The organism is Sporosarcina aquimarina, from assembly GCF_033253705.1.
Classification (GTDB): Bacteria; Bacillota; Bacilli; order Bacillales_A; family Planococcaceae; genus Sporosarcina; species Sporosarcina aquimarina.
Map to the genome: position 1 here is coordinate 1 of NZ_JAUBDH010000002.1, position 12,877 is coordinate 12,877.

Sequence of the window (12,877 nt, forward strand, 5' to 3'; positions counted from 1 at the left end):
CAAGACAGCATTAGAATGAAATATCGAAAAGCCCTTTTTACAGAGCAAAGTGTTGAGTCTTAATTGACGAAAACTGTTGAGTGTTATTTTTCAAAAACTGTTGAATCCTACTTGACGGTTACATCCCATTTCCTCCTTGATTGACACACAGTGGTGACTCAACTGTATATACCTTATCGATTTGATTCTAGTATAAAATTTTCGACAAAGCTATCCTATTTCCTTTATTATAAAAAAAGATGAATCCAATGGCGTACGGTTTCCCCTTAATTCGACGGAATTCTTTGATTTCAAACATTTTAATTATAACCTAAAACAGCCAACTCCGAAATGGAGTTGGCTGTTTTATTCACTTTCCTACTTCGGTCATTTTTCCAAGGAATAGACCAGCACCTTTTTCAGGTTCGTCGACGAACATATGTGTGACAGCACCGACAAACTTTCCATTTTGGATTACCGGACTCCCACTCATACCTTGCAGAATTCCTCCTGTTTTTTCAAGCAGACGTTTGTCTGTCAGCTTAAATTGAAAAGATTCTTCTGCAATTTTTGAAACCTCAATCGTGAAAGATTCCACCTCAGTACCTTGGATTGTCGTTAAAATTTGAGCTGTGCCAACTTTTAGTTCAGTTGGCTGCATAACTTCTATAGGTTCCGTCAAGACTTCTTTATAAGAAGCAGTCCAATCGCCGAAAATTCCATATACACTGTTGGTCAATATAGAACCTAGCGTATCTTCCTGATCGATAATTGAAGAGATCTTATATCCTGGTTTTCCTGGGGAACTTTTTTTGATTTGCTCAATTTCTGAAAGGTAAATCGATCCACTTTCAAAATCGGGAGCGCTATTCAAAGAGCTGTCAATAATTTGATGACCTAGTGCACCATATGATCCTTTTTCGGGATCCACATAGGTAAGCGTCCCTGTTCCTTCAGTTGTGTCTTTTAAAAAAGGTAATGACCGTTTGAACAATAAGCCATCGGTTTTAATTGTTACTTCCGTTCCTTGCCTCGTAAGCGTCAGTTTCAATTCATCGGTGTCTCCCAAGGAACCAACTTGCTCTTCAAGAGTTTTCATTGAAGTGATGGATGCGTCATTTATACCGATTAACTGATCACCCGCTTTTAGCGAAGCTTTTTTATCGCTTAGTACGACATCACTTGAAACAAACACGCCGGAAAGTTCGAGTTGAATTCCAATTGAATTTCCCATTGGAATTAAAGATCCATTTGCCGCAAATGCTGAAATTGACGTAAGAGGCAGCGCAATAACCATCAAAACCGACATCATGATCACTTTCAGCTGTCTATTCCATTCCATAAGTCACCTCCTTCTTATTGAGATTACCTATAGAATGTCCTTTCTTCGACTTCTTATGAAAGGTTAAAACATGCAAAGGTGGAATTAGAAAAAAAGAACATCGGCGAAGACACCGACATCCTTAATCAGTTATAATGTTGTTTTTCTTGCTTCTGCTAATTGCAGCAACTCATCAGCATGACGCAAGGTTAGTGGAGTCACTTCCGCACCAGAAAGCATTCGAGACAGCTCTCGGGTTCGATCTTCTTCTAAAACGTCTTGAATGGAAGTGCGAGTTCTTTCATCTGTTACTTCTTTTCGAATCAGATAATGATGATCCGCCATTGCAGCAACTTGAGGCAAATGAGAAATACATAATACCTGGGAATTCATAGCGACCATTGCAATTTTTTCAGCAATAGCTTGAGCAACCCGGCCGCTTACTCCTGTATCCACTTCGTCAAAAATAATCGAGGTGATTCCTTGGTGTTTGGAAAAGATTGTCTTTAGCGCCAACATAAAGCGTGATAATTCACCGCCGGAAGCCACTTTAACCAAAGGTTTCATCGGTTCCCCAACATTAGTTGCAATATAAAACGCAACTTCATCAAAGCCGTTATAGTCAAAAGCGTTTGCTTCTTTCCGGTCGATTCGAACTTCAAACTCGGCTTTTTCCATATGTAGCTGGCGTAGTTGTTCCATAATCGCAGCCTCAAGCATTGTAGCCGATTTCTGACGGATGACAGAGAGTTCTTCAGCTTCAATTTCTAAGTCTGCGCGTAAAGAATTCAATTTTTCTTGTTCCTTTTCAAGACGATCATCGCGATTGATTAATTCATCTAACCGATCTGCTATCTTATCTCTGTATATCAAGATGTCTTCAATTGAGTCTCCATACTTTCTCTTCAATGTCGTAAAAAGAGCTAATCGATTGTCTACTTCCTCCAACCGATTTGAATCATACTCCATCTCATCGATCATTCCTTTAATCTCGTGGGCAACATCTTGAAGAGAATAAAAACTTTCTCCTGTCGTTTCGGCTAATGGTTTTAGATCCTTATCAACAGATGCAGCATCTTCTAGATCACTCATTGCTGTTCCTAAAAAATCAAGGGCATGTGAATCGCCTTGTATCGCTTCGTATGCATTATTCAATCGATCGAACAAGCGATGAAAATGCTGAAGTTTTACTTTTTCAGACTCCAATGATTCTTCTTCGCCTATTTGAAGTGCCGCCTCATCGATTTCGGTCAACTGGAAAGAATAAAGGTCGATCCGCTGTGCAATTTGTTGCTCGTTTTCTGATGCAAGGCTTAATTTTTTACGGAGTTTTACATAATCTCCATACAGCTCACTGTAATTTTTCATCGCTGTTTTAAATGGAGTTCCGGCAAAAGAATCCAAAAGATGAATATGCTGTTTTTGATGCATAAGTTCCTGGTTTTCATGTTGTCCATGAATATCAATCAACTGAGATCCTAATTCCCTTAGAATTGCAATCGTAACAAGTTTACCGTTCACTCGACATGTCGTTTTACCATTCTGATTTAATTCGCGTCTCAAGATAATGGTTCCCTCTTCAGCTTCTATGCCGAATTCATCCAGCTTATTGAAAATCGGATGAGTTGAATTAGAAACGGTAAACATGGCTTCAAGCTCAGCTTTTTTCGTACCATGACGGATAAACTCAACCGAACCTCGCCCGCCTGCCACCAGTTGAACTGCATCTATAATAATCGACTTTCCGGCTCCTGTTTCTCCTGTCAGAACGGTAAGTCCCTCTTCAAACGAAACATCAAGTTCTTCAATGATTGCGAAATTCTTAATGGAAAGTTCACTTAACAAGGGACTTTCCCCCTCTCTTACAGCATTCCCAGCAGACGCTCTTTCACAGTACCTGCTGCTGTTTCATTTCTGCAAATTATCATACACGTATCGTCACCACAAATTGTGCCAAGCATTTCCAACCATTCTAAATGATCGATAAGTGAACCTACAGCATGGGCATTTCCTGGTAACGTTTTCAAAATGAGAAAATGACTTGCTCCATCGATACTTACAAAAGCATCTGTCAACATACGATGTAGTTTATCCTCAATATTAAATTGGGGGTTAGCTGGCAAACTGTACTTGTAACGGCCATTTGGAAGTGGTGATTTGTATAAGTGCAATTCCTTAATATCACGTGAAACCGTAGCCTGTGTAACATCAACGCCCGCGTTTTTTAAAGTATCTACAAGCTGGTCTTGTGTTTCAATCTCTTTTGAGGTAATAATCTCTCGGATGCGAAGATGTCGCTGGCCTTTGTTCATATCAATCACTCCCTGCACGTCATTTATAAAAAACTGCACACTCATTTAATTGGTTAAGGTAACCAAAACATCATAACCTTAAGCCAATTCAGAATGAGCGCGTTTTGCTAAATCTAAGTAATCCTCTTCTGTATAAGATGTTGATGGAATTTCTTCAGAGACTAAATGAAAAAGAAATTCAATATTCCCTTCTCCTCCGGTTACTGGTGAAAACGTCATGTTACGAAGACTGAATCCTTCGCGTGCTGCAAATTCAGCTACTTGACTCAATACCAGTTTATGGATTGCGACATCCCGAACAATGCCTTTTTTCCCTACATTGTCTTTACCAGCTTCAAACTGAGGTTTTACGAGTGCTAGCACGTCGCCACCAGGAATCAGAATCTTTTTTAATGGAGGAAGAATCAGCCCTAGGGAAATAAATGAGACGTCAATTGTAGCGAAATTAGGAAGTCCTTCAGTAAACATGTCAGGCGTAGCGTAACGGAAATTACAACGTTCCATTACAGTAACCCGCTCATCTGATCGGATTTTCCAAGCAAGCTGGTTAGTTCCGACGTCGAGAGCGTAGCAATGCTGTGCACCATTTTGCAGCGCACAATCAGTAAAGCCCCCCGTTGAGGACCCGATGTCCAGCATGATTTTACCCTCTACTGAAACATCGAAGTCTTCCAGGGCTTTTTCTAATTTTAATCCCCCACGGCTAACATATCTTAATGTCGAGCCTTTTACTTGCAAAGGCAGAGAAGACTTAATCTTTTCACCGGGTTTGTCCATACGAGTTTCGTTAGAATAAACGATTCCAGCCATTATCGATCGCTTAGCTTGTTCTCTCGTTTCAACTAGACCGCGTTGAACGAGAAGTACGTCAACGCGTTCTTTCGATTCAGAATTTGTCATTGCAGTTCCTTCTTACGTTCGTTTACGGAAATCGCATCTGCTGTTAAATCAGCTAACGCTACAGGAGTCATCCCGATTTCAGTTAGTAACGCTTCAACGTCACCATGTTCAATATATTGATCTGGAATACCCATGCGGTGAATTGGAACACCATTCGCGCCAGTATCGTGTGCGTATTCAAGAACCGCACTACCAAAACCGCCTGCAAGAACAGCTTCCTCGACAGTGATTATCGGTTTGCCCAATGCAAAAAGTTCGTCCAGCATTTTTTCATCTAATGGTTTAATGAAACGTGCGTTCACTATGCTCGCCGATACTCCACGCTCAGCTAGAATTTCTGCTGCTTCATAGGCTAATGGAATTGTTGTTCCAAACGTTAAAATAGTTGCATCTTCTCCGTCTGTTAACTTTTCCCACGATCCGATAGGTAAGACTTTTAAGGTTTCATCCATCGGAATTCCGAACCCATTACCGCGAGGATAACGCATTGCAATTGGACCATCATCGTAAGCAAGGGCAGTATTAACCATATGCTGACCTTCGTTTTCGTCTTTAGGCATCATGATGACCATATTAGGTAAATGCCGCAAGAATGCGATGTCAAAAACGCCTTGATGAGTCTCTCCATCAGCCCCTACAAGTCCAGCTCGATCTATCCCTATGAACACATTTAAATTTTGTCGTGCGATATCGTGCACCAACTGATCGTAGGCACGTTGTAGAAATGTTGAATAAATCGACAAGAATGGTTTCATACCTTGCGTTGCCATACCAGCAGCCATTGTAGCTGCATGCTGTTCAGCAATTCCGACGTCGTAGAAACGATCTGGGAATTCAGCTGAAATAGCTTCAAGTTTTGAGCCAACCGGCATCGCAGGTGTAATCGTAGCAATACGGCGGTCGCTTCGTGCAAGTCTTGCAACTGTCGCTGCAACTAAGCCACTCCATGAAGGACCTTTAGCAGGTGACTTAACAAAATCTCCTGTCTCGATTTTGTATGGACCCGTTCCATGCCATGTCCCAATTTTATCATTTTCAGCAGGATGATACCCTTTTCCTTTTTTTGTTACAACATGAAGAAGAACTGGACCTTCTACTTTTTTCGCATAGAGAAGATTACGCTCAAGTTCATTGAAATCATGTCCATCAATCGGTCCTAAATAGGTGAATCCGAGTTCTTCGAAAAACACCCCGGAAACGACTAAATATTTCAAGCTGTCTTTAAGCCTTTCAACTAAAGAAGCCATTCTGCCGCCAACTGCAGGAATTCGCTTTATGAGTTCTTCTACATCATCTTTTACACTGTTATACTTACCAGCAGTACGAAGTTTTCCTAATACAGAATGCAATGCTCCTACATTTGGCGCTATTGACATTTCGTTATCATTTAAAATGACAATCATATTTGTTTGCTGACTGCCAATATGATTAAGTGCTTCCAACGCCATACCACCAGTTAATGCACCATCACCAATGATTGGAATTACATAATTATCTTCACCCTTGATATCTCGTGCTGCCGCCATGCCCATTGCAGCTGAGAGCGAAGTCGAGCTGTGCCCTGTTTCCCAGACGTCATGTTCACTTTCAGACATCTTAGGGAAACCGCTCAAGCCTTTATACTTTCTAAGCGTATCAAAATCACCAGCACGGCCTGTAAGGATTTTGTGCACATATGCTTGGTGCCCTACATCCCAAATGAACTTGTCTGACGGACTGTTAAAAAATTTATGAAGAGCTATCGTCAATTCGACGACACCTAGATTTGGCCCAATATGTCCACCAGTGACAGAACATTTATTAATAAGAAACTTTCGGATATCTGCAGCGAGTTCTTTCATCTCATCTATGTTGAAATTTTGAATATCCGATGGATTGCTGATCTTTGTAAGATCCATCTTTATCACACACCTTCATAAGTTAATACTACTGTTTCGGTTAGTTTTCATCATTATATCAATAACCGAGCGGACAGTACCATTTAGACGCCTTATTTTACGCTTTGCGATCGATAATATAATCAGCGATATGCGCCAATAAGGACTTTTCCAATTCGATTTCTTTTAAAGCTTCCATTGCTTTTCCATGATGACTTGCAAGCTTTTTTTGTGCACCATCTAGACCAAGTAACGCTGGATAGGTACTCTTGTCACTAGCTAAGTCTTTGTTGGCTGTCTTACCCAGTTGCTCCGTAGTCGCAGTGATATCCAGGATATCGTCTTTGATTTGAAAAGCAAGTCCGATGTTTTCGGAAAAAATCCGCAGCTTTTCTTTCTTATGTTCAGTGGTGTTGGCTAGTAACGCACCTGCTTCGATACAACACGCTAACAACGCACCTGTTTTGTGTACATGAACCTTTTCAAGTTCCGCAAGTGTCAGTTGTGTTCTTTCTCCCTGCATATCAAGGACTTGTCCTCCGACCATACCTGCTGCGCCTGAAGCTACTGAAACAGCTTTCAATATAGCCAATATTGTCTTTGGTTCTGTATGTTGAAGTGATGCTAGTTCTTCAAAAGCTAGAGTTTGTAAAGCATCTGCAGCCAGAACAGCAGTCGCTTCACCATACACAACGTGATTCGTTGGATTCCCTCTTCTAACATCGTCATCGTCCATACAAGGGAGATCATCATGAATAAGTGAATAGGTATGGATGAATTCAATAGCACTCGCAACTTGAATAGCATCTTCTGAAGCAGCCTTTAAATCTTCAAGTGTTGCCAGAACTAATAGAGGCCGAATTCTTTTTCCGCCAGCATTCACAGAATAAGCCATCGATTCAGCCAGTGAGGCTGGATAATTTGTACCTTCGAATACTTTTTTAAAATGAGTATGTAAGAGAGGAAGTTTTTCATCCATGAATGCTTTTAACTGTTCATTCACTAGTGTCCTCTCCTTTCGAAGATGCTAATGTCGTTTCCTGGCCTTCTTTATCGACTATCGAAATAAGCTGTTTTTCTGCATGTTGTAATTTCTGTTGGCAGAATGTCGATAGTTCCATGCCCTTTTTATACAAATCGATTGAGTCTTCTAATTGAACATCACCAGTTTCAAGTTGTTGAACGATTTTTTCAAGCTGCAACATCGCATCTTCAAATTTCATTGAATCCGTATCCATTCACGATTCCTCCTTCTGCAGTTCAATTGAGCGAATTTCTGCTACCGCTGTGCCGTCTTGCATATTGATTTTTACAGAATCTCCGGATGCTAGCGCATCGGCAGTCTTCACGACTGCGCCTTCCTTGTAGATAATCGAAAATCCTCTTTCCATTACACTGAGTGGGTTAAGTGCTTGCAGCATACGGATATCTGCTAAAAAGCGATCTTTTTTCCCGCCTAATGACTGCTGCATCGCACGAATTAGTCTCTCTTCAGTTACTGTTGACTCTTTAAGCCGCTGCTTTAACACCGCTGAGGGTGAAACATATTGCAATCGGGCAGTTTTCTGTGAAAACTCTTGGGTTTTGCGATACAATAACTCACCACGGCTTCTAATAAGACGTTCTTCCAGTGAAGATTGTTTTTCTATAAATGGTCGATACAGTCTTTCAGGATAAAGAAAAGGATAGGAGTTTCTCATTCGATCTAATCTTTTTTGTTCTTGGGTTAACCGTGTTGAAAGAAATCGGTAAATCACTCGTTTTCGATCTAATATACGTCCAGCTAATTCCTCTTTTGCTGGCACAGCCAGTTCTGCCGCAGCAGTAGGAGTAGGAGCACGGTGGTCTGCAACAAAATCGGCTATCGTTGTATCTGTTTCATGGCCAACTGCACTAATCGTTGGGATTCGACAAGAAAAAATGGCACGTGCAACTTCTTCTTCGTTAAATGCCCACAAGTCTTCAATAGAGCCTCCGCCTCTGCCGATTATAAGTACATCCAAATTGCCGTAACTTTCGGCTTGTCCAATTGCTTCAACAATAGATGGTACAGCCTCCCGTCCTTGAACTGCCGCAGGAAACAGCACTATTTCTGCCATCGGGAATCTTCGGCCTATTGTTGAACAAATATCTTGAAAAGCAGCACCAGAACGAGCTGTTATCACGCCCACTTTTCTTGGAATCCATGGTAATTGCTGCTTCCATCTTACATCAAACAATCCTTCTTTACTGAGTTGTTCTTTTAGCTGTTCAAACGCAAGGAAAAGGGCACCGATCCCATCAGGTTCCATCGTTTGGGCATATAATTGATACTGCCCGCTGCTTTCGTAAACATTAATATCACCAGTAATCAGCACATTCATGCCGCTTTCCAGTCTGAATTTTAAATTAGAAGCATTTCCACGGAACATCGCGGACTGAATTCTGCTTTTATCATCTTTTAATGTGAAGTAAATATGACCACTAGGGTGAATTTTGACGTTAGACAACTCACCTTTTACATATACATTACGCAAGTGCGGATCGGCATCAAATTTCCGCTTAATGTATTTCGTCACTGCTTGTACGGTTAAGTATGGATTACCTGACAACGAACTCCCTCCCTGCGTATAAAAAGCTGTCTCTCTATATAAGAAACAGCACTGTTGAATTCTATGTAACGGCAAAAGCCGTTTTTTAAATATAACTACTGCAAGATAATTGAGCGCTAGTCAGTGTGTTTTTCAATAACATGGTTACCGTCATAGGACCGACACCGCCTGGGACTGGAGTAATTGCGCCAGCTTTTTCTTTTACACTGTCGAAATCCACATCTCCACAGAGTTTTCCATTTTCATCCCGATTCATACCAACATCAATAACTGTTGCACCTTCTTTAATATGTTCGGAAGTAATATACTTTGCATGTCCAATTGCGACAATCAGGATATCGGCTTGACGTGTAAAATCTTCCAGGTTTTCTGTTTTAGAATGGCAATAGGTCACTGTTGCATCTTTTTGGAGAAGCAATTGCCCCATAGGCTTACCCACGATATTACTGCGCCCTACTATAACTGCATGCTTTCCAGATATTTCGGTACCGGAATGCTTAAGTAATTCTAAAATGCCAGCTGGTGTGCAGGACACATAGGATGATTGTCCAATAATCATCTTACCTACGTTCTCAGGATGAAAACCGTCTACATCTTTTCTAGGCGAGATGGATCGAATTACTTTGTTTTCATCAATATGAGCTGGCAGCGGCAATTGAACGAGAATGCCATGAATAGTTGGATCCTCATTTAACCGTTCTACTGTCTTCAACAAATCTTTCTGACTTACACTGATAGGCAGCTCAATCAGCTCAGATTTCATACCCACTGCAGTACTGGATTTCTCTTTATTTCTCACATATGTACGGGATGCTTGGTCTTCACCAACAAGAACAACTGCTAGACCTGGACGACACCCTCTTTCGATTAGCCGATCCACGTCTACTTTAATTTCTTCTCGAATCTTCTTACCGATTGCTTTTCCGTCTATTAAAGCACTAGACAAAACAGTCACATCCTTTGTTGTTCAAATTTAGAAAGAACGCCATTGACAAAACGTCCTGACTTTTCGTCTCCAAAAGTTTTCGACAATTCGATTGCTTCGTTGACCGCAACTTTGTGAGGAACATCTTCGTTATAGAGCAATTCATAAACTGCAAGTCGAAGTACTGTCCGCTCGATTTTAGGAAGTCTGTCTAATGACCAGTTCTCTAGTTTTTCTGTGAGAACTTCATCAATCGCTTCGCGGTTTTCCCTAGTTCCTATTACAAGTTTTTCATAAAAAGAGTCAATCGGTCCATCAGTAATATAGCTAATTGCCTCTTCTACAGGCAGTGTCGTTCCATCAAGCTGGAAAAGGGTCTGAACCGCTTTTTCTCTCGCTTCTCTTCGTTTCATACAATTTGTCTCCTTCGTCACTGTATCGATTAGGCTTTATCATAGCACAAATGCTGTATGAAGATACAGTCAGAATAGGCAAAAGCATCATCCGAAGATGATGCTTTTGTCTATTCTGTCACTGAAAGTGTTTCAGAACGGATTCCGGTAACATGCACATTGACTTCTCCAGCTTCAATAGAGGTCATATGAAAGACCGCTTCCCTAATTTTTTTCTGAACATTTTCCGCGACTTGTGGGATGAGTTCTCCTTCTTCCGCTACACAATAAACGTCAATGATGAGCTTATTATCAATCCAATTTGTTTTGACGCCTTTGCCATGTATCACTTTACCAAGTTTTTCTGCAACGCCTGTTGCAAAGTTCCCCGAAGTCATAGCGATACCTTCTACTTCTGTAGTTGCAATTCCAATGATCACTTCTAATACTTCGGGAGCAAGCTCAATGCGTCCGAGACTTTCTCCAGGTTTAGCGTTCGTTTCAAAAAAGGAATTTGTTTTATCAGCCATAACAGCATGCCTCCTTCCTTATTTCGAATTCATGACATCGTATTTTTCAAGGAATTTAGTATCAAAATCACCTGATTTAAACACTTCGTTATTCATGAGATTATAATGGAATGGAATTGTTGTTTTCACACCTTCAACAACAAATTCATCTAGTGCGCGTTTCATTCGAGCTACTGCTTCTTCACGCGTATCTGCGTGAACAATTAGTTTTGCAACCATTGAATCATAAAACGGCGGTATTTTATAGCCTGGGTAAACAGCTGAATCCACACGTACACCATTGCCGCCTGGCGGTAAGTACATCGTTACAGTTCCAGGAGATGGCATGAAGTTTTTCTCTGGATTTTCAGCATTAATGCGACATTCGATTGACCATCCATTAATTTTAATATCCTTTTGTTTGAAGGGAAGCTTTTCACCTGCTGCCACTTTCAATTGCTGCTGAATGAGGTCAATCCCTGTAATCATTTCTGTAACAGGATGTTCCACTTGGATTCTTGTATTCATTTCCATGAAGTAAAACTTCTGGTTGATGTGATCGAAGATGAATTCAACCGTTCCCGCCCCACGGTAATCTACTGCTTCTGCAGCTTTCACAGCAGCATCTCCCATTTGTTTTCGAATCTCTGGCGTTAGTGCTGGAGACGGGGCTTCTTCAACTAACTTTTGCATACGGCGTTGAATGGAGCAATCTCGTTCACCAAGGTGAACCGTGTTACCGTGCTTGTCCGCCAAAACTTGAATTTCTACGTGACGGAATACCTCGATGAACTTTTCAAGGTATACTCCTGGGTTGCCAAATGCAGCGGCAGCTTCTTTTTGAGTAACTTTAATACCTTTTTTAAGTTCTTCAGGATCACGTGCAACGCGAATCCCTTTTCCGCCTCCGCCAGCTGTCGCTTTAATAATAACTGGATACCCGATTTTCTCTGCAACGGTAAGCGCTTCCTCTTCATCGGCAACAATGCCATCAGATCCTGGAACGATTGGAACTCCTGCTAAACGCATTGTTTCGCGTGCAGCATCTTTCGTACCCATACGAGCAATTGCATCAGAAGTAGGACCAACGAATTCGATATTTACTTCTTCACACATTTCTGCAAAACTAGCATTTTCTGCAAGAAAACCATATCCCGGATGGATCCCATCGCATCCGGTCATTTTGGCAACACTAATAATATTGGAAAAGTTTAAGTAGCTGTCTTTTGAAAGTTTAGGTCCGATACAATATGCTTCATCGGCAATTTTAACATGCAATGCATCGCGATCTGCTTCAGAGTAAACGGCGACTGTCTGAAGATCGAGTTCTTTGCATGCACGAATAATACGAACCGCGATTTCACCACGATTGGCAATTAGAATTTTTTTCATCGTCCGTTCCTCCTTTAATTTTCTTTTACAAGGAATAGAGGTTGACCATATTCAACAAGCTGGCCATCTTTAACTAGAATTTCTACAATCTCACCCGAAACTTCTGCTTCAATTTCGTTGAACAATTTCATCGCTTCTACGATACAGACTACATCCTCTGTGCTGACTTTTTGTCCGACTTTCGCAAAAGGCGCTGATTCTGGCGATGATGACTGATAGAAAGTTCCAACCATTGGAGACACGATGCTTTTCACTGAAGGATCTACAGCCGTTTCCGCTGCAGGTTGTATCGTTTCTGCAACAGGAGCAGCAGCCTCTTTCTTCGGAGCCTGAATCGGTTCTTGAACAGATTGCTGAACTTGTTGCGCCCCTGAAGTTGAATCTTGTACATCTGGAGCTGTTGTTGGTGCTTGAGCAGGCATCGATTGTGATGCATTTTGGTTGCTTTTTACGATTTTAATTTTTGCTCCGTCTGCTTCGTACGTGAATTTGTCAATTGAAGATTGATCGATAAGTTTAATAATTTCTCTAATTTCTTGAATCTTTAACATGAACGATTCTCCTGACTCCATAAAGTATTGTTTTTACACCCTCATCCTCTATAGTAGACGTTTTTAACGGATTTTGAAATAGTTAACCTCCATTTGCCCTCGAAAAATCTGCAAATAAAAAAAAGACC

13 protein-coding genes are annotated in these 12,877 nt (G+C 41.1%); all 13 read right to left on the minus strand.

All coding sequences use genetic code 11. The features are described from left to right. Positions 1-349: 349 nt before the first annotated feature. Positions 350-1,321: a SpoIVB peptidase S55 domain-containing protein gene (locus QT716_RS02520; RefSeq protein WP_317934235.1), complete on the minus strand. Its 972-nt coding sequence runs from the start codon at positions 1,319-1,321 to the stop codon at positions 350-352. A gap of 129 nt (positions 1,322-1,450) precedes the next feature. Further along, entirely contained in the window at positions 1,451-3,145 is a 1,695-nt protein-coding gene (recN, locus tag QT716_RS02525; protein ID WP_317934237.1) for a DNA repair protein RecN, read from the minus strand. Positions 3,146-3,162: 17 nt separating this feature from the next. Then, entirely contained in the window at positions 3,163-3,612 is a 450-nt protein-coding gene (ahrC, locus tag QT716_RS02530) for a transcriptional regulator AhrC/ArgR (RefSeq protein ID WP_317934239.1), read from the minus strand. Between the two features lie 78 nt (positions 3,613-3,690). Further along, positions 3,691-4,512: a TlyA family RNA methyltransferase gene (locus QT716_RS02535; protein WP_317934240.1), complete on the minus strand. Its 822-nt coding sequence runs from the start codon at positions 4,510-4,512 to the stop codon at positions 3,691-3,693. Beyond that, the gene (dxs, locus tag QT716_RS02540) at positions 4,509-6,410 is read right to left on the minus strand and encodes a 1-deoxy-D-xylulose-5-phosphate synthase (protein WP_317934241.1); all 1,902 of its coding nucleotides are present in this window, start codon (positions 6,408-6,410) and stop codon (positions 4,509-4,511) included. The genes QT716_RS02535 and dxs overlap by 4 nt, the downstream gene beginning before the upstream one ends. A 97-nt stretch (positions 6,411-6,507) precedes the next feature. Further along, complete coding sequence (locus QT716_RS02545) at positions 6,508-7,392, minus strand: polyprenyl synthetase family protein (RefSeq protein WP_317934243.1); 885 nt, start codon at positions 7,390-7,392, stop codon at positions 6,508-6,510. After that, positions 7,385-7,627 (minus strand): exodeoxyribonuclease VII small subunit, encoded by a 243-nt coding sequence (gene xseB, locus QT716_RS02550; RefSeq protein ID WP_317934244.1) that lies wholly within the window; start codon positions 7,625-7,627, stop codon positions 7,385-7,387. Before xseB ends, QT716_RS02545 begins: the two co-directional genes overlap by 8 nt. Beyond that, positions 7,628-8,980 carry an exodeoxyribonuclease VII large subunit gene (xseA, locus tag QT716_RS02555; RefSeq protein ID WP_317934246.1) on the minus strand — a complete coding sequence of 451 codons (1,353 nt, stop codon included), beginning with the start codon at positions 8,978-8,980 and terminating at the stop codon, positions 7,628-7,630. A gap of 85 nt (positions 8,981-9,065) precedes the next feature. Then, positions 9,066-9,926 carry a bifunctional methylenetetrahydrofolate dehydrogenase/methenyltetrahydrofolate cyclohydrolase FolD gene (gene folD / locus QT716_RS02560; RefSeq protein WP_317934248.1) on the minus strand — a complete coding sequence of 287 codons (861 nt, stop codon included), beginning with the start codon at positions 9,924-9,926 and terminating at the stop codon, positions 9,066-9,068. Positions 9,927-9,931: 5 nt separating this feature from the next. Next, a complete protein-coding gene (nusB, locus tag QT716_RS02565; protein WP_317934249.1) occupies positions 9,932-10,318 on the minus strand; it encodes a transcription antitermination factor NusB in 387 nt (128 codons plus the stop codon). 110 nt (positions 10,319-10,428) lie between these two features. Continuing rightward, entirely contained in the window at positions 10,429-10,827 is a 399-nt protein-coding gene (locus QT716_RS02570) for an Asp23/Gls24 family envelope stress response protein (RefSeq protein WP_317934251.1), read from the minus strand. An 18-nt stretch (positions 10,828-10,845) separates the two neighbouring features. Beyond that, the gene (gene accC, locus QT716_RS02575) at positions 10,846-12,198 is read right to left on the minus strand and encodes an acetyl-CoA carboxylase biotin carboxylase subunit (protein WP_317934253.1); all 1,353 of its coding nucleotides are present in this window, start codon (positions 12,196-12,198) and stop codon (positions 10,846-10,848) included. 14 nt (positions 12,199-12,212) lie between these two features. Then, a complete protein-coding gene (gene accB, locus QT716_RS02580) occupies positions 12,213-12,749 on the minus strand; it encodes an acetyl-CoA carboxylase biotin carboxyl carrier protein (RefSeq protein ID WP_317934254.1) in 537 nt (178 codons plus the stop codon). Positions 12,750-12,877: the final 128 nt, after the last annotated feature.